The organism is Geodermatophilus sp. SYSU D00697 (genome assembly GCF_054050175.1).
In genome coordinates, this window is sequence record NZ_JBJGYV010000022.1 from 1 (window position 1) to 17,252 (window position 17,252).

15 protein-coding genes are annotated in these 17,252 nt (G+C 75.5%); 2 read left to right on the forward strand and 13 right to left on the reverse strand.

Going from position 1 to position 17,252, the window contains the following annotated elements:
• Nucleotides 1-476: 476 nt before the first annotated feature.
• The 10 genes from tyrS to ACI79C_RS18015 all read right to left on the reverse strand — a co-directional run bounded on the left by tyrS (nucleotide 477) and on the right by ACI79C_RS18015 (nucleotide 10,619).
• Nucleotides 477-1,760, reverse strand: coding sequence for a tyrosine--tRNA ligase (gene tyrS, locus ACI79C_RS17970; protein ID WP_456947042.1), 1,284 nt, complete (start codon nucleotides 1,758-1,760; stop codon nucleotides 477-479).
• A gap of 229 nt (nucleotides 1,761-1,989) precedes the next feature.
• Nucleotides 1,990-2,676 (reverse strand): DNA-3-methyladenine glycosylase, encoded by a 687-nt coding sequence (locus tag ACI79C_RS17975; protein WP_456947043.1) that lies wholly within the window; start codon nucleotides 2,674-2,676, stop codon nucleotides 1,990-1,992.
• Nucleotides 2,640-4,076 carry an argininosuccinate lyase gene (gene argH, locus ACI79C_RS17980; RefSeq protein WP_456947044.1) on the reverse strand — a complete coding sequence of 479 codons (1,437 nt, stop codon included), beginning with the start codon at nucleotides 4,074-4,076 and terminating at the stop codon, nucleotides 2,640-2,642. Before argH ends, ACI79C_RS17975 begins: the two co-directional genes overlap by 37 nt.
• Nucleotides 4,073-4,609, reverse strand: a complete 537-nt coding sequence (locus tag ACI79C_RS17985; protein WP_456947045.1) for an arginine repressor — start codon at nucleotides 4,607-4,609, stop codon at nucleotides 4,073-4,075. Before ACI79C_RS17985 ends, argH begins: the two co-directional genes overlap by 4 nt.
• Nucleotides 4,606-5,559 carry an ornithine carbamoyltransferase gene (gene argF / locus ACI79C_RS17990; protein WP_456947046.1) on the reverse strand — a complete coding sequence of 318 codons (954 nt, stop codon included), beginning with the start codon at nucleotides 5,557-5,559 and terminating at the stop codon, nucleotides 4,606-4,608. The genes ACI79C_RS17985 and argF overlap by 4 nt, the downstream gene beginning before the upstream one ends.
• 70 nt (nucleotides 5,560-5,629) lie before the next feature.
• The gene (locus ACI79C_RS17995) at nucleotides 5,630-6,820 is read right to left on the reverse strand and encodes an acetylornithine transaminase (protein WP_456947047.1); all 1,191 of its coding nucleotides are present in this window, start codon (nucleotides 6,818-6,820) and stop codon (nucleotides 5,630-5,632) included.
• Entirely contained in the window at nucleotides 6,817-7,842 is a 1,026-nt protein-coding gene (gene argB, locus ACI79C_RS18000; protein ID WP_456947048.1) for an acetylglutamate kinase, read from the reverse strand. Before argB ends, ACI79C_RS17995 begins: the two co-directional genes overlap by 4 nt.
• Nucleotides 7,839-8,990: a bifunctional glutamate N-acetyltransferase/amino-acid acetyltransferase ArgJ gene (gene argJ / locus ACI79C_RS18005; RefSeq protein ID WP_456947049.1), complete on the reverse strand. Its 1,152-nt coding sequence runs from the start codon at nucleotides 8,988-8,990 to the stop codon at nucleotides 7,839-7,841. The genes argB and argJ overlap by 4 nt, the downstream gene beginning before the upstream one ends.
• Before the next feature lie 55 nt (nucleotides 8,991-9,045).
• Nucleotides 9,046-10,086 carry an N-acetyl-gamma-glutamyl-phosphate reductase gene (argC, locus tag ACI79C_RS18010; protein ID WP_456947050.1) on the reverse strand — a complete coding sequence of 347 codons (1,041 nt, stop codon included), beginning with the start codon at nucleotides 10,084-10,086 and terminating at the stop codon, nucleotides 9,046-9,048.
• A gap of 62 nt (nucleotides 10,087-10,148) precedes the next feature.
• Entirely contained in the window at nucleotides 10,149-10,619 is a 471-nt protein-coding gene (locus ACI79C_RS18015) for an Lrp/AsnC family transcriptional regulator (RefSeq protein ID WP_456947051.1), read from the reverse strand.
• Nucleotides 10,620-10,735: 116 nt separating this feature from the next.
• Between ACI79C_RS18015 and ACI79C_RS18020 the strand changes: the two genes are divergently transcribed.
• Nucleotides 10,736-11,620, forward strand: a complete 885-nt coding sequence (locus tag ACI79C_RS18020) for an EamA family transporter (RefSeq protein WP_456947052.1) — start codon at nucleotides 10,736-10,738, stop codon at nucleotides 11,618-11,620.
• On the opposite strand, the gene ACI79C_RS18025 is transcribed toward ACI79C_RS18020, so the two are convergent.
• From ACI79C_RS18025 to pheS, 3 genes are all read right to left on the reverse strand, one after another.
• Nucleotides 11,593-12,369, reverse strand: a complete 777-nt coding sequence (locus ACI79C_RS18025; protein WP_456947053.1) for an SDR family NAD(P)-dependent oxidoreductase — start codon at nucleotides 12,367-12,369, stop codon at nucleotides 11,593-11,595. The two genes, ACI79C_RS18020 and ACI79C_RS18025, sit on opposite strands and share 28 nt — an antisense overlap.
• A gap of 106 nt (nucleotides 12,370-12,475) precedes the next feature.
• Nucleotides 12,476-14,953, reverse strand: a complete 2,478-nt coding sequence (gene pheT, locus ACI79C_RS18030) for a phenylalanine--tRNA ligase subunit beta (protein ID WP_456947054.1) — start codon at nucleotides 14,951-14,953, stop codon at nucleotides 12,476-12,478.
• A 46-nt stretch (nucleotides 14,954-14,999) separates the two neighbouring features.
• Nucleotides 15,000-16,082: a phenylalanine--tRNA ligase subunit alpha gene (gene pheS, locus ACI79C_RS18035; protein WP_456947055.1), complete on the reverse strand. Its 1,083-nt coding sequence runs from the start codon at nucleotides 16,080-16,082 to the stop codon at nucleotides 15,000-15,002.
• 274 nt (nucleotides 16,083-16,356) lie between these two features.
• On the opposite strand from pheS, the gene ACI79C_RS18040 reads away from it, so the two are divergent.
• Nucleotides 16,357-17,196, forward strand: a complete 840-nt coding sequence (locus ACI79C_RS18040) for an EamA family transporter (RefSeq protein WP_456947056.1) — start codon at nucleotides 16,357-16,359, stop codon at nucleotides 17,194-17,196.
• The last annotated feature ends 56 nt before the right edge of the window (nucleotides 17,197-17,252 follow it).

A 17,252-nucleotide genomic window follows, 5' to 3' on the forward strand; every position in this document is an offset into this window, starting at 1 on the left:
GTAGATGAATTCGAATCCGGGCGAGAACCGAGAGCTGACACTCTCGACATCCATCAACCCAAAGAAACCCACAAAGGGGTTGTTACTTGGCACTGACTTTCGGCACGCTGTTGAGTTCTCAAGGAGCAGACGCGCAACGACTCAACCCTTCCGGGCCTCGTCCCTGGCGGCTTTCTCACGTTACGCCGCTCGTCACGACTGTCAAGCCGGGGGTCTGTCACCCTGGCCGTCCGCGTCGGGCGGCTTCGCCCAGTCCAACCGGCGTTCCCCGGGAGACATTCCCGCGTCCCGCCCGCCTGCTGAGCGATCGGCACCCGGATCGACCGGCGGGCCTCGGGATCTCCTCCCGCGTCCCGCCCCGGTCTCCCCGGGCGCAGAGAGAAAGTTACGTGGATGGGATGCCGGTGTCAAACCGGGAGCAGGTGACGCCCGACACCTGCCGGAGACAGGGGCGTCACACGCCGTTCACCCGCAGGTCACCGCGCCGTCCCGCGGTGCACGCCGGCCACCGAGCGCTTGCCGCGGCGGAGGACCAACCACCCGCCCGGCAGCCACGACTCTTCCCCCGGCACGGCCTCGGGGTCGGTCACCCGCTCGTTGTTCAGGTAGGCGCCGCCCTCCTTCACCGTCCGCCTCGCCTCGGAGAGGCTGCCGACCAGGCCCGTCTGCTGCATGAGGTGGGCGATGGTGGGCGTCTCGCCGTCAACGGTCACCGAGCCGGCCTCGCGCAGGGCGGCACCGAGGGTCTCCGAACCCAGCGCGCCGAGGTCCTCCCGGCCGAACAGGGCGCGCCCGGCCGCCTCCGCCTGGCGCAGCTCGTCGGGCCCGTGCACCAGGAGGGTCAACTCCTCGGCGAGTGCCCGCTGGGCCGTGCGGGCGGCCGGCCGCTCCGCGCTCTCGGCGGTCAGCGCCGCCACCTCCTCGGCGGGTCGCTCCGAGTACAGCGGCAGCCAGGCTCGCGCATCGGCGTCGTCGGCGTTGAGCCAGAACTGGAAGAACGCGTAGGGCGAGGTGAGTGTGGGGTCGAGCCAGACGGCGCCACCCTCGGACTTGCCGAACTTGGTGCCGTCGGACTTGGTCACGAGCGGCGTCGACAGCGCGTGCACCCGCGCCCCCTCCGTGCGGCGCACCAGGTCGATGCCGGCGGTCAGGTTCCCCCACTGGTCGGAGCCGCCGGTCTGCAGCGTCACCCCGTGCCGGCGGTGGAGCTCGCGGTAGTCGTTGGCCTGCAGGATCTGGTAGCTGAACTCGGTGTAGCTGATGCCGGCCTCCGAGTTGAGCCGGGCCGACACCGCCTCCTTGGCCAGCATCTGACTGACCCGGAAGTGCTTGCCGAGGTCGCGCAGCAGGTCGATGGCCGACAGTGGCGCCGTCCAGTCGAGGTTGTCGACGTAGACCGGTCCCCGGGACCCGTCGGTCTCCGCGGGCACCTCCAGGAAGGGAGCGACCTGCTCGCGGATGCGGCCCACCCACTCGGCGACGGTCTGGCGGTCGTTGAGCTGACGCTCGGCCGAGGGCCGGGGGTCACCGATCAGGCCGGTGGCCCCGCCCACGAGGACGACCGGCTGGTGCCCGGCGCGCTGCAGCGCCCGCAGCACCATGAACTGGAGCAGGTGGCCGACGTGCAGGCTGGGCGCGGTCGGGTCGAAGCCGGCGTAGTAGGAGACCGGTCCCTCGGCGAGGTGCGCGCGCAGCGCCTCCTCGTCGGTGCTCTGGGCGATCAGCCCACGGCGGTGCAGCTCGTCGATCACGTCGGTCACGGGTACATCCTCGCTGGCGCTCGTCGTCCCCGTGCCCGGGGTGCCGTGCCCCCGCGTGACCTCGCGAGCTCGGTCACGGCGTACATCCTCGCTGGCGCTCGTCGTCCCCGTGCCCGGGGTGCCGTGCCCCCGCGTGACCTCGCGAGCTCGGTCACGGCGTACATCCTCGCTGGCGCCCGTCGTCCCCGTGCCCGGGGTGCCGTGCCCCCGCGTGACCTCGCGAGCTCGGTCACGGCTGCTCGTCCTGCCCCGCGCTCCGGCGGCGAGGCCGACCGCCCGGGCGGAAGGCGCTCACCGAGACCGAGTCGGTCTCCCAGAACCGCCAGGGCAGCTCGGTGGCGACGCTGATGCCGACCCGCGGCCCGGCCGAGACCGCGGCAGGCGGCGTCCCGCGGTGCAGGCGGACCGAGCTGCCCGGGGACAGGAGGTCGGCCTCCTTGTCCTCCGGCCCGATCGCGAGGGCCTGGGTGAGCCGCGCCGGGCCACGGGCGAGGTCGCGCGCGGCCCGGGCGGCCGGACGCCGGCGGCGCGCCAGCTCCTCCCCCACGACGACGTCCCCGGCCCGGAGCAGCACGGCCGAGCCGTGCCCCTCGGGGCCGACGACGACGTTGGCGCACCAGTGGACCCCGTAGCTGAAGTACACGTAGAGCCGTCCGGGCGGGCCGAACATGACGGCCGCCCGCGGCGTCGGCCCGCGGTGGGAGTGCGCCGCCGGGTCGGTCCCGTTCCCGGCGTAGGCCTCCACCTCGGTGAGGCGCAGGGCCACCTGCCCCTCCGGCCGGTCGGTCACCAGCCAGCACCCCAGCAGCGTCGGGGCGACGAGGTCGGGCGGCCCGAGGAGCTCGTCGGCCGTGAGCAGCGGGCCGGGGGTCGGCGCGGTCAGAGGGCCGCCGCCACGGGCGAGGACGACGCCCACTCGGTGTGCTGCCGCGCCAGCTCGGCGAGGGAGGCCAGCTGCTGGGCGACCCGCTCGGGCGCCGTCCCTCCCCGGGCGCTGCGGGCGGCCAGGGCGCCGCGCACCGACAGCACCGACCGCACGTCCGGGGTCAGCCGCTCGTCGATGCCGGCCAGCTGGTCGTCGTCCAGCTCGTCGAGCTCCAGCCCGGCGCCCTCGCAGAAGGCGACCATCTCACCGCTGATCTCGTGGGCCGACCGGAACGGCACCCCCTGGCGCACGAGCCACTCGGCGACGTCGGTGGCCAGGGCGAAGCCCTGCGGCGCCGCGGCCTCGAGGACCTCGGGCCGGAGCGTGAGGGTGGCGACCATCCCGGTGACGGCCGGGAGGAGCAGGAGCAGCTGCTCCATGGAGTCGAAGACCGGCTCCTTGTCCTCCTGCAGGTCGCGGTCGTAGGCAAGCGGCAGGCCCTTGAGCATCGTGAGCAGGCCGGTGAGGTTGCCGACGAACCGGCCGGACTTGCCCCGCGCGAGCTCGGCGATGTCGGGGTTCTTCTTCTGCGGCATGATCGACGACCCGGTGGCCCAGGCGTCGTCGAGCCGGGCCCAGCCGAACTCGGTCGACGTCCAGAGGACGACCTCCTCCCCCAGCCGGGAGAGGTGGACGCCGATGAGCGCCGCGGCGAAGCAGAACTCTGCGGCGAAGTCGCGGTCGCTGACGCCGTCGATCGAGTTGTCCGAGGCCCGGTCGAACCCGAGCTCGGCGGCGACCGCGTCCGGGTCGAGGGGCAGCGACGACCCGGCCAGGGCGCCGGAACCGTAGGGGCTGACGGCGGTGCGCCGGTCCCAGTCGCGCAGCCGGTCGACGTCGCGGGAGAACGCGTGCGCGTGGGCGAGCAGCTGGTGGGCGATCAGCACCGGCTGGGCGTGCTGGAGGTGGGTCATGCCCGGCGCCGCGACGTCGGAGTAGCGCTCGGCGAGGCCGACCAGCGCGTACTCCAGCGACGCCAGCTCGCCGACGAGCGTGCGGACGGAGTGGCGCAGGTAGAGCCGCAGGTCGGTGGCGATCTGGTCGTTGCGGCTGCGGCCGGCGCGCAGCTTGCCGCCGAGAGGGCCCAGCTTGGCCGACAGCCCGCGCTCGAGCGCCTCGTGGACGTCCTCGTCGGACTCGACCGCGACGAAGGTGCCGTCCTCGACCTCGCGGGAGAGCTCGGTGAGGGCCCGCAGCATCTGCGCCAGCTCGTCGTCGGTGAGCAGCCCGGCGCGGTGCAGCACCCGCGCGTGCGCCCGGGAGCCGGCCAGGTCGAAGGGCGCCAGCTTCCAGTCGAAGTGGGTGGACTTCGACAACGCAGTCAGGGCGTCCGATGGTCCGCCGCCGAAGCGGCCGCCCCACAGCCGGGTGTCCGAGGGTGCCGAGCTCACGGGTGGTCTTCCTCCAGGTCCGACTGCAGTTCCGGGTAGACGGCGGGCGAGCGCTCGGCGAGCGCGCGCAGGCGGTCGGCGAGGGCCGCGCCGCCGTCGGGGTCGCGGGAGACGACCAGCAGAGTGTCGTCCCCCGCGATCGTGCCCAGGACGTCGGGGAGGCCGACCTTGTCCAGCGCGGAGGCCAGGAACTGCGCGGCACCCGGCGGCGTGCGCAGGACGGCGAGGTTGGCGCTGCCCTCGGCGCTGGTCAGCAGGTCGGCCAGCAGCCGGGTCAGCCGGGCCGGTGCGGTCTGCGCCGGGCGCAGCGGGGCGTTCTCCGGGGGCAGCACGTAGGACGCCGGGGCGCCGTCGGACCCCCGCAGCTTGACCGCGCCGAGCTCCTCGAGGTCCCGCGAGAGGGTGGCCTGGGTGACCTCGATGCCCGATGCGGCCAACAGCCCGGCGAGCTGGGACTGCGAGCTGACCGGCTGGGCCTCGATCAGGGCGCGGATCCGCGCCTGGCGGGCCGAGCGGGTCACCGCGCCGGTCATCGCGACAGCAACCAGATGAGGATCGCCTTCTGGGCGTGCAGCCGGTTCTCCGCCTCGTCCCACACGGCGCTCCGCGGCCCGTCGATCACCTCGGCCGCGATCTCCTTGCCGCGGTAGGCCGGCAGGCAGTGCAGCACGACCGCGTCGTCCGCGGCCCGGGCCAGCGCGGCGCCGTCCAGCGCGTAGGGCAGGAAGGGCGCGACGCGGGCGTCGTACTCGTCCTCCTGGCCCATGGAGACCCAGGTGTCGGTGACCAGGACGTCGGCGCCCGTGGCGGCGGCCGCGGCGTCGGCGGTCCACCGCACCGAGCCGCCGGTCCCCGCGGCGATCTCCTCGGCGCGCTCGAGCACCTCCTTGGACGGCTGGAACGACTCCGGGGAGCCGATGCGGACGTGCATGCCGGCGGTGGCGCCGCCGAGCAGGTAGGAGTGCGCCATGTTGTTGGCGCCGTCGCCGAGGTAGGTCAGCGTGAGCCCGGCGAGGGCCCCCTTGCGCTCGGCGACGGTCTGCAGGTCGGCCAGGATCTGGCACGGGTGGTACTCGTCGGTGAGCGCGTTGACCACCGGCACCCGGCTGACCGAGGCCATCGCCTCGATGCGGTCCTGGCCGAAGGTGCGCCACACGATGGCGGCGGCCTGCCGGTCCAGCACGCGGGTGGTGTCCTCGACCGGCTCGCCACGGCCCAGCTGGCTGGAGCCCGCGTCGATCACCAGCGGGTAGCCGCCGAGCTCGGCGACGCCCACCGAGAACGACACCCGGGTGCGGGTGGAGGGCTTGTCGAACAGCACCGCGACGGTCCGCGGGACTCCGTTCGGTGCGGCCAGCGGGGTGGGTGCCTCGGCGGTGTGCCGCGTGCGCTTGAGCTCCGCGGCCAGTGCCAGCACCTCGGCCTGCTCGGCCGGCGTGAGGTCGTCGTCCTTGAGGAAGTGCCGGAGGGTCACTGTGCTCACTGGTCGGCTCCGGTCTCGTTCCGCGCCTCGGTCGCTGGCGTTCCCTGCGATGCCCGCTCGACCGTCGTCCTCACTGGCCCGTCTCCTGGAGTGCGGTGTCGAGCGCGGCCGGCAGTGCGGCGACGAACGCGTCGACCTGCGCGTCGGTCAGCACCAGGGCCGGCGCCAGCCGCAGCACGTCCGGGGCGACGGCGTTGGTCAGGAAGCCGGCGTCCCGCAGCGCCGCCTCCAGCGCCCCGGCGACCGGCGCGGTCAGGACGACGCCCAGCAGCGCGCCCCGGCCGCGGACCCGGGCCACCCCGGCGCAGCCGAGGCCCTCGATGCCGGCGGTGAACCGGTGCTCGATCTCCTTGGCCCGCTCGAGCAGCCCCTCGTCGCGGATGGTGTCGAGCACCGCGAGCGCGGCCGCCGCGGCGATCGGGTTGCCCCCGAACGTGGAGCCGTGCGACCCGGCGGTCATGAGGTCGGCCGCCTCGCCGAAGGCCAGGGTGGCACCGATCGGCAGCCCGCCGCCGAGGGCCTTGGCCAGCGTGACGACGTCGGGCTGCAGCCCGTCGGCCTGGTGTGCGAACCAGTGGCCGGTGCGGCCGGTGCCGGTCTGCACCTCGTCGACGGCGAACAGCGCGCCGGCCTCCCGCGCGGTCCGCGCCGCGGCCGAGAGGTACCCGGCGGGCGCGGGCAGCACGCCGCCCTCCCCCAGCATCGGCTCGAGCAGCACCATCGCCGTCCGGTCGGAGACCGCACCGGCCAGCGCGTCGCCGTCCCCGTAGGGCACGAACCGGACGCCGCCGGGCAGCGGGGCGAACGCGTCGGCCTTGCCCGGCTGGCCGGTGAGGGCCAGCGCGCCCATCGTGCGGCCGTGGAAGGAGCCCTCCGCGGTGATCACCTCGGGCCGGCCGGTCAGCCGGCTGATCTTGAACGCGGCCTCGTTGGCCTCGGCGCCGGAGTTGCAGAAGAACACCCGGCCGGGCCGGCCGGCCAGCTCGAGCAGCCGCTCGGCCAGGGCCACGCCCGGCTCGTGCATCGCCAGGTTGGAGACGTGGCCGAGGGTCTGCGCCTGCCGCGTGATCGCCTCGACGACCTTCGGGTGGGCGTGGCCGAGGATCGTCGTGGCGATGCCGCCCAGCAGGTCGGTGTACTCGCGGCCGTCGACGTCCCAGACGGTGGCGCCGGCGCCGCGTGCGAGCGCGATCGGCGGGGTCCTGTAGTTGCCCATCATCACGGCCGACCAGCGGGTGGCCAGCTCCTCAGTGCGGGTCATGCCGGCTCCTCCCGGTGCGCGGTGTCCGAGTCGGCGGCCGGGACGACCATCGTCCCGGTCCCCTCGGTGGTGAACATCTCCAGCAGCAGGGCGTGCGGCGCGCGGCCGTCGACCACGGTCGCCCGCTTGACCCCGCCGTTGACCGCCCGCAGGCAGGCGGTCATCTTCGGGACCATCCCGGCGTCCAGGGTGGGCAGGATCTCCGCCAGCTCGGCGGCGTCGATCTGCTGCACCAGCGAGTCCCGGTCGGGCCAGTCGGCGTAGAGCCCCTCGACGTCGGTGAGGACGACGAGCTTGACCGCCCCCAGCGCCACGGCGAGCGCGGCCGCGGCGGTGTCGGCGTTGACGTTGTGCACGACGCCGTCGGCGTCCGGGGCGACGGTGGCGACCACCGGGATGTGCCCGGCCTCGAGCAGCGCGGTGACCGGGGCGGGGTCGACGGCGACCACGTCCCCGACCAGCCCGACGTCGACCGGGCGGCCGTCGACCAGGGCGTGGGTGCGGGCGGCGGTGAACAGTCCGCCGTCCTCCCCGGAGAGGCCGACGGCCAGCGGGCCGTGCTGGTTGACCAGCCCGACGACCTCCGGGGTGACCTGGCCGGTGAGCACCATCCGGACGACGTCGATCGTCTCGGGCGTGGTCACCCGCAGGCCGCCGCGGAACTCGCTCTCGATGCCCAGCCGGCCGAGCATCTCGGTGATCTGCGGGCCACCGCCGTGCACGACGACCGGGTGGATCCCGCAGGTCCGCAGGAACACCATGTCCTCGGCGAAGGCCCGGCGGCACTCCTCGTCGACCATGGCGTGCCCGCCGTACTTCACGACGACGACGTTGCCGTGGAACTCCTTGAGCCACGGCAGCGCGCCGGTGAGGACGGCGACCTTCTGCCGGTCCCCCTCGGGGTCGTAGGTGCGCATGACCCGCCGGGTGCCGATGGTGCGCGGCGGCCGGAGCTCGTCGACCCGGACGTCGGGCGGGGTGGGGTCCTGGGGTGCTGCGTCGTTCATGTCGAGGTCGCTCATGTCGAGTAGGCCGAGTTCTCGTGGACGTAGGCGAGGGACAGGTCGTTGGTCCAGATCGTCGCCTCGTCGGTACCCGCCCGGAGGTCGACGTCGATGGTGATCGCCCGGCCGGTGAGGTCGACGCCCTCGCGCGGGTCGCCGATCGCGCCGCCCCGGCAGACGGTGACGCCGTTGATCGTCACGTCCACCCGGTCGGGCTCGAAGGCGGCGTCGGTGGTGCCGATCGCGGCGAGCACCCGGCCCCAGTTGGGGTCGTTGCCGAACAACGCCGTCTTGAGCAGGTTGTTGCGGGCGCAGGCCCGGCCGGCGGTGAGGGCGTCCTCGACGCTGGCGGCGTTGCGGACGGTGATCGCGATGTCCTTGGTCGAGCCCTCGGCGTCGGCGAGCAGCTGCATCGCCAGGTCGGTGGCGGCGGCGGTGAGCGCCTCGGTGACCTCCTCGGCGCCGGGGGTGATGCCGCTGGCGCCGCTGCTCATGACGATGACCGTGTCGTTGGTGGACAGGCACCCGTCGGAGTCGACCCGCTCGACGCTGACGCTCGTGGCCCGCGCCAGCGCCGTCTGCAGGACGTCGGCCGGGACGACCGCGTCGGTGGTGAGGACCACGAGCATCGTGGCGAGGCTCGGCGCGAGCATGCCCGCTCCCTTGGCCATGCCGCCGACCGCCCAGCCGTCGCGGACCTGCACCGTCGTCTTCGGGACGCTGTCGGTGGTCATGATCGCCAGCGCGGCGTCCTGGCCGCCCTCGGCGCTGAGCGCCTTCGCCGCGGCGGTGACCCCGGCGGTGAGCCGGTCCATCGGCAGCCGGACGCCGATCAGGCCGGTGGAGGCCACGGCGACGTCGATCGCGCCGATGCCGAGCTCGGCGGCGACGTGCTCGGCGGTCGCGTGGGTGTCCTGGAAGCCCTCGGCACCGGTGCAGGCGTTGGCGCCGCCGGAGTTCAGCACGACCGCCTTCGCCCGGCCGGTGGAGAGGACCTGCCGGCTCCACTGCACCGGCGCGGCCGGGAAGCGGTTGGTGGTGAAGACGGCGGCCGCGGCGTCGTCCGGGCCGTCGTTGACGACCAGGGCGACGTCGTGGGCGCCGCTGCTCTTGAGGCCGGCGGCGACGCCGGCAGCCCGGAAGCCCTGCGGGGCGGTCGTGCTCATGCCGGGGCCCCCGCGGAGACGTGGAGCGCCAGCGGAGCGTCTTCGTGGGGTGATCTCACGGGGCCACCCCCACGACCGGGAGACCGGTGGTCTCGGGCAGGCCGAGGGCGAGGTTGGCGCACTGGACCGCCGCTCCCCCGGTGCCCTTGGTCAGGTTGTCGACGGCGGCGATCACGACCAGCCGGGCGGCGTCGGCGTCGACCGCGACCTGCAGCGCGACGGTGTTGGCCCCGAGCACCTGCGCCGTCGTGGGCCACTGGCCCTCCGGGAGCAGGTGCACGAACGGCTCGTCGGCGTAGGCCTTCTCGTACGCGGCCCGGGCCCCGGCGGCGTCCGTGCCGGCGGTCAGCGGCGCCGAGCAGGTGGCGAGGATGCCCCGGCTCATCGGCACCAGGGTCGGGGTGAAGCTCACGGTCACCGGGGCGCCGGCGGCCTGGGAGAGGTTCTGCACCATCTCCGGCGTGTGCCGGTGCACCCCGCCGACGCCGTAGGCGCTGACCGAGCCCATGACCTCGCTGCCGAGCAGGTGCGGCTTGGCCGACTTGCCCGCGCCGGAGGTGCCGGAGGCGGCGACCACGACGACGTCGGGCTCGACCAGCCCGGCGGCCAGCGCGGGGGCCAGCGCGAGGGTGACCGAGGTCGGGTAGCAGCCGGGGACGGCGATCCGCCGGGCGCCCGCGAGCTGCTCGCGCTGGCCGGGCAGCTCCGGCAGGCCGTAGGGCCAGGATCCGGCGTGCTCGCCCCCGTACCAGCGCGCCCAGGCCGCCGGGTCGTTGAGCCGGTGGTCGGCGCCGCAGTCGATCACCAGCGTGTCCGCGGGCAGCTGCGCGGCGATCGCGGCCGACTCCCCGTGCGGCAGCGCCAGGACGACGACGTCGTAGCCGGCCAGGTCGGCCGCGTCGCTGGGCCGGACCTCGAGGTCGGCGAAGGGCAGCAGGTGGGGCTGCAGCTCACCGAGGCGTCGGCCGGCACTGGAATTGGCGTGCACCCCGGCCAACCGCAGGCTCGGGTGCCCGGCCAGCAGCCGGCACACCTCTCCTCCCGCGTACCCGGTGGCGCCGGTGACCCCGACCGTCCACGTCTGCCCTGTGTCCACGATGCATGACCATACACGGCTGTGCATGAACGTTCACTCGGGTCCAGGGCGGCGTGCGCCGGTCAGGCGAGCGGGGGCCCGGCACCGCGGGTGGCGGGACCCGGCGCCGGGGCCCGGGGCGGGACGGGGGTCGCGACGACGATCGAGGTGGTCGTCTGCCCGTGCAGCAGGAACTGGTCGAGCACGTCCTCGAGGGCCGCGACCGACGGCACGTGCACCCGCAGCAGGAAGCAGTCCTCCCCGGAGACGCGGTGGCACTCGGCGACCTCGGGCACCCGCGCGGCGAGGTCGGCGATCCGCGGCAGCTGCCCCGGTCCCGGCCTGATCCGCACCCACGCCGTGACGGGCAGCCCGAGGGCCGCCGGGTCGACGTCCACCCGGTAGCCCCGGATCACGCCGGTCCCCTCGAGGCGGGCGATCCGCTCGCGGACGGCCGGCGGCGACATCCCGACCCGGCGGGCCAGCTCGGCGGCGCTGCACCGCGGGTCCTGCTCGAGCAGCCGCAGGAGCTCCCGGTTGACGTCGTCGAGCACCGACCTCCCGTCCGGGAGGTCGAGACGGATCCTGGGGGCGCGACCCGACGGCACCGGCCCATCCTGGCCTTCGATCGCGCCTGGTGTCCGGCCCTCCCGCCTCCGAGGCTCGTCGCATGGCACGACCGGCTCCGCCGCCGACCTCGACACGGCTCCCGCCGCACGTGTGGTTCCTCGTCAGCGCGGTGTTCCACTACCTCGGCCCGGCCTGGGCGGTCCTGCTGTTCGCGCGGGTCGACGTGCTGGGCGTGGCCTGGCTGCGGATCACCAGCGCTGCCCTGGTCCTCGGCCTCTGGCGGCGGCCGTGGCGCTGCCTGCGGGGGTTGGACGGGGCGACCTGCCGGCTGCTGGCCGCCTGGGGCGCGCTGCTCGCGGGGATGAACTGCTGCTTCTACCTGGCCGTCGACCGCCTGCCACTCGGCACGGTGGCCGCGATCGAGTTCCTCCCCGTGGTGCTCCTCGCCGCCGCCGGGGCCCGCACCGGGCGCAACCTGGCCGCCCTGGCAGGAGCCGTGGGCGGGGTCGCGCTGCTGACCCACGTGCGGCTGGCGGGCGAGGCGGCCGGTGTCGCGTTCGCCGCCGCCAACGCGGTGCTGTTCGCCGGCTACGTCGTCCTGGGCCACCGGGTCGCCCGCACCGACCGCCTGGCCGGGGTCGACGGGCTGGCGCTGGCCATGCTCGCGGCCGCGGTCGTGGCCACCCCGGTCGGGATCGCCGGCGCGGCACCGGCGTTCTCCGACCCGGTCGCCCTGCTGGCCGGTCTCGGCGTCGGGATCGCCTCCTCGGTGGTCCCCTACGTCTGCGACCAGCTGGCCATGGCCCGCCTGCCGCGGGCGACCTACGCCCTCCTGGTCTCCCTGCTGCCGGCAGCGGCGACCGTCATCGGGGTCGTCGTCCTGGCGCAGGTGCCCGACGCGCGGGAGGCGCTCGGGGTCGCCCTCGTCGTCGCCGGGGTGGCGCTGCACCGGCCGGCTCAGGCCAGCGGGTCGCCCTCCCCGTAGGGGCGCAGCCGCAGCTGCCGTGCGGCGCCGTCCGGCGTGATCCCCCGCAGCACGGCGGGGTCGTCGACCCCGGCCCGCAGGAAGCGGCCCGACCACGCGTCCAGCTCACCGGCGGCGATGGCGCAGACCAGCGCCACGACCCGGTCGGGCTCGGTCCAGTCGGTGCGGTCGCGGTGGATGGGCATCCGCGCGGTCATGTCGGTGCGGACCACGCCGGGTGCGACGTCGAAGGCGCGGACGGCGGTGCCCTCGAGCGCGTCGTGCAGCGCCTCGGTGACCCGCATCAGACCGGTCTTGGCCACCGAGTAGGCGGAGTACTCCGGGCGGGGCTGCACGCTCATCCCGCTGGCCAGGTTGACGACCCGGCCCCGGTTGCGCAGCACCATCCACGGCACGACGGCGCGGCTGAGGAGGAACGCGCCCCGGATGTGGCTGGACACGACGTCCCACCACTGGTCCGGGTCGGCCTCCCACAGCGGCTCCTCGGCGGCGTCGATGAGGCCGGCGTTGTTGACCAGCAGGTCGACCGGGCCGGCCTCCTCCCGGACCCGTCCGACGGCGTCCTCCACCGCCGCCCGGTCGGTGACGTCGGCGGCGACGGCGAGGGTGCGCGCCCCGGTGGCCGCCGCGACCTCGTCCATCGCCGCGGCCAGGCGGTCGGCACCGCGGGCCAGGCCCGCCACCGTGGCGCCGCGCTCGGCCAGGCCCCGCACGAGGTCCCGGCCGATGCCGGTCCCGGCCCCCGTCACCAGCGCGACGGTGCCGTGGAGTCCAGCGACCCCGTCCCCGGTTCCGCCGGCCCCCTGCAGGGTCTCGCTGCGAGCCTGCGAGTGGCGGGGGGCAGGGGGTCCTTCGTCACGCACGGAGGTGTGCTCCCGTCCGGTCGGCGGCGGAGGCCACCGCGGCGTCGCGCACCGCGGTGGCCTCCTCGCTGGTGAGGGTGCGGTCGGGTGCGCGGAGGGTCAGCGCGTAGGCCAGCGAGCGCGACCCCGCGGGCACCGGCGGTCCGCTGTAGACGTCGAAGAGCCGCAGCGACTCCAGCAGCTCGCCGGCGCCCGCGCGCAGGGCGGCGTCCACCTCCGCGGCGGCCACGTCGTCGCGGACGACGAGCGCGACGTCGACCAGCACCGGCGGGAAGGTGGACACGCGCGGGCCGACCGGCACCGGGGCCGGCGGCAGCGCGTCGACGTCGAGCTCCATGACCGCGGTGCGGGCCGGCAGGTCCAGGGCGGCGCACACCCGCGGGTGCAGTTCCCCGGCGTGGCCCACCGTCCGGTAGCCGTTGTCCCGGTCACCCACCAGCAGCTCGGCGCAGCGCCCGGGGTGCCAGGGCGCCCGCTCCCCCGCGCGCACGGTCAGCTCGACGCCGGCGGCGGCCGCCACCCGGCGCGCGGCCTCCACCGCGTCGGCCCAGACCGCCGGGCGGCCCGGTCCCCACCAGCCGCGGGGCTCGCGGTTGCCGGCCAGCGCCACGCCGACGTGCCACGGCTGGGCGGGCACCGCAGCGAGCAGCGCGGCGAGCGTCTCGTCGTCCGGACGCCGGTCGACCCCCGGCAGCGGAGCGGCGCTGCGCTCCCCGCCGGGGAAGACCGCACCGTGCTCGAACAGGGCCAGGTCGCGCTGCCCCCGGGAGAGGTTGCGGGCCAGTGCTGCCAGCAGGCCCGGCAGCAGCGTCGTGCGCAGCGCCGGCTCCTCCTCCGACAGCGGGTTGCGGACGACGACGACCTCGCGGCGGGGGTCGTCCTCGGCGAGGCCCAGGGCGTCGAGCACGGCGGTCCCGACGAACGGGTAGGACGGCGCCTCGACGTAGCCGGCCTCGGCGAGGCTGCGGCCGATCGCGCGGCGGCGGCGCTGGGTCTCGGTGAGCCCGCGGCCGGGCGGCGCGGTGGGCAGCACCGACGGGACGTCGTCGTAGCCGGCCAGCCGGACGACCTCCTCGACCAGGTCGGCCGGGTCGGTGAGGTCGGGGCGCCACGGTGGCGGGGTGACCGCCAGCGGCCCGGCGTCCCCGTCGACCGTGCAGCCGACCGTGGCCAGCAGCTCGGTCACCTGCGCGGCCGGGTAGGGCACGCCGGCGACCCGGCCGGGCAGCCCCGGGTCAAGGGCGATGGCGGGCCGCGGGCCGCGGGTGTCGACGTCCACCGGCGTGCCGACGACGCGGGCGCCGCCGTACTCCCCGAGCAGCGCCGCGGCGCGGGCCAGCGCGACCATGGTCATCTCCGGGTCGACACCGCGCTCGAAGCGCTTGGCCGCCTCGCTGGGCAGCCGGTGCCGGCGGGCGGTGCGGGCCACCCCGGTCGGCTCCCAGTGGGCCGCCTCGAGCAGCACGCTGGTCGTCCCGTCGCCGATCTCGGTGGAGGCCCCGCCCATGACCGCGGCCAGGCCGATCGGGCCGGAGTCGTCGGTGATGAGCAGGTCGTCGGGGTGGAGGGCGCGGTCGGCGCCGTCGAGGGTGGTGAGCCGCTCCCCCTCACGGGCCCGCCGGACGACGATCGGGCCCTGCACCCGGTCGCGGTCGAAGGCGTGCATCGGCTGGCCGAGCTCGAGCATCACGTAGTTGGTGACGTCGACGGCGAGCGAGATGCTGCGGACGCCGGACTGCGCCAGCCGGCGGCGCAGCCACCAGGGGCTGGGCGCGGTGGGGTCCAGGCCCTCCAGCGCGATCATCGAGAACCGGTCGCAGCGGTCGGCGTCCGCGACGGAGACCTGCCAGGCCGGCTCGCCCGACCAGGCCGGCGGGGTGGCCGCGCCCGGGTCCCGCCAGTCGACCCCCAGGCCGGTGCCCATCTCGCGGGCGATGCCGCGCATGGACAGGCAGTAGCCGCGGTCGGGGGTGACGGCCAACTCGATGACGACGTCGTCGAGGCCGACCACCGGACCCGCCGGGGTGCCCGGGGCGGGGGCGTCGTCGCCCAGCACCAGGATGCCGGTGTGGTCCTCGCCGATCCCGAGCTCCCGGGCCGAGGAGATCATCCCGTCGGAGATCCGGTCGTAGGTCTTCCGCGAGGCGATCGCGAAGCCGCCGGGCAGCACGGCCCCGGGCAGGGCGACGACCACCGCGTCACCGGCGGCGAAGTTGCGGGCGCCGCAGACGATGCCCCGGGGCTCGGGCTCCCCCACGTCGACCTGGCAGAAGCGGATCGGCTTCTTGAAGCCGGTCAGCTCCTCGATCTCCAGCACGCGGCCGACGACGAGCGGCCCGGTGACCTCCTCCGGGCGGTGGATCTCCTCGACCTCCAGGCCCAGCCGCACGAAGGCGGTGTCGAGGTCCTCGACGGCGATGCCCCCGGGCAGGTCGACGTACTCGGCCAGCCAGCCGATGGGGACCCTCACTGCTGCTCCGTCCTGGTGGTGGTGTCGGTGGTCGCGGGCACGGCGGTCACTGCTCCGCGGCGAACGCCGTGGTGAACCGGACGTCGCCCTCGATCATGTCGCGCATGTCGCCCACGCCCGAGCGGAACTGCAGGGCGCGCTCGATGCCCAGGCCGAAGGCGAAGCCGCTGTACTCCTCGGGGTCGACGCCGCAGGCGATGAGCACCCGGGGGTTGACCATCCCGCAGCCGCCCCACTCGACCCAGCGGGGGCCGTCGCGGTGCTCGGGGAACCAGACGTCGAACTCCGCCGACGGCTCGGTGAAGGGGAAGTACGACGGCCGCCAGCGGGTCACCGCGTCGGCGCCGAACAGCGTGCGGGCGAGCTGGTCGAGCGTGCCGCGCAGGTGGGCCATGGTCAGCCCGCGGTCGACGGCCAGGCCCTCGATCTGGTGGAAGACCGGGGTGTGCGTCGCGTCGAGCTCGTCGGTGCGGTACACGCGGCCGGGCGCGACGACGTAGATCGGCGGGGTGCGCGAGAGCATCGTGCGGGCCTGCACCGGGCTGGTGTGCGTGCGCAGCACCAGGCCGGAGTCCTCGTCCTGGTCCCGCCCGCCCGCGATGAAGAAGGTGTCCATCATCGTGCGCGCCGGGTGGTCGCGGCCGATGTTGAGCGCGTCGAAGTTCAGCCACTCGGCCTCGACCTCCGGGCCGTCGGCGACCTCGTAGCCCATGCCCACGAAGACGTCGGCGATCCGCTCGGTGAGGGTGGTGAGCGGGTGCCGGGCGCCGCGGGGCGTGCGGTCCCAGGGCAGCGTGACGTCGACCCGCTCCTCGGCCAGCACCCGGGCGTCGCGCTCGGCCTCGAGCTCGGCGAGGCGGGCGGCGTAGGCGTCGCTGACGGCGACCCGGGCGGCGTTCACCCGCTTCCCGGCGTCGGACCGCGCCGCCGGCGGCAGCGCGCCCAGCTCGCGGCGGGCCAGCAGCACCGGCGCCCGGTCGCCGAGGTGGGCCGGCCGGACGGCGGCGAGCGCCTCGAGGTCATTGGCCTCCGCGAACGCCTCCAGGGCCTCGGCGACCGCGGCCTCGAGGGCCTCGGCGGAGAGCGCGGCGACCTGCTTGGGGTCGTAGGGGTCGTTGGCGCCAGACACGGGAGGCCATTCTGCCCGTCGGCCCCGCTGCGTCGCGCACGGGTTTGCCGCACGCGTGCACCGGTGCCCGCCCGAGCGCCGAGTCCTGCGATCTCGGGGCCATCGGCGGCTGATGGCCACGAGACCGCAGGACTCGGTGGACGGCGACCGCGCGGCCCCGGCCAACGAGGCGAGGAGTCCTGCCGACCTGCCGCGGGAGCCGGATCCGGCCGCGCGGCGGGTGCTAGAACCGGGGCGGGGTGCGCGCCGAGCGTGCCGGGGCGGAGGGTCTGCTGTGGCGGTGCTGCTGGCGCTGGCCAGCGCGGTGGTCTACGGGATGGCCGACTTCTGCGGCGGCCTGGCCTCCCGGCGGGCGACCGCGTTCGCCGTCGTCGCGCTCTCGCAGGCCGCGGGGCTGACCGCGCTGCTGTTCCTGCTGCCCTGGCTCGGCGGCGACCCGACGCCCGCCGACCTGCTGTGGGGCGCCACCGCCGGCGTGGCCGGTGCCGCCGGGCTGGTCCTCTTCTACCGGGCGCTGGCCGCGGGCGTGATGAGCGTCGTGGCCCCGGTGACGGCGGTGTCGGCCGCGGCGCTGCCGGTGGTGGTCGGCCTCGGCTTCGGCGAGCGCCTGGCGTGGTGGGCGGTGGTCGGCATCGGGCTCGCGCTGGTCGCCGTCGTCCTGGTGGCCGCCGAGGAGGGCCTGGGCTCGCTGCGCCGGGCCCGCCCGTCCAGCCTGGTGCCCGCGCTGGCCGCCGGCGCCGGCTTCGGCCTGTTCTTCGTGCTCCTCGACCGGACGCGGGAGGCCGCCGAGCTCAGCCCGCTGGTCGGCGCCCGGGTGGTCTCGGTGGCGCTGGTCGTCGTCCTGGCGCTGTCGACGCGGCAGTCGCTGCTGGTGCCCCGGGCCGCGCTGCCGATCGTGCTGGTGGCCGGCCTCGGCGACATGACGGCCAACGCGCTGTTCCTCCTCGCCACCCAGCAGGGGCAGCTGGCCATCACCGGCGTGCTCGCCTCGCTGTACCCGGTGAGCACCGTCGTCCTGGCCCAGGTGGTGCTCCGGGAGCGGCTGGCCGGCACGCAGGTCGCCGGGCTGGCCGCCGCCGGCGCCGCCGTCGTCCTCATCGCGCTGCCCGCCTGACGTCCTCCGATGGGATGAGGGGACGCCGTCCCGGCTCATCGACGGGACGGCCGTGT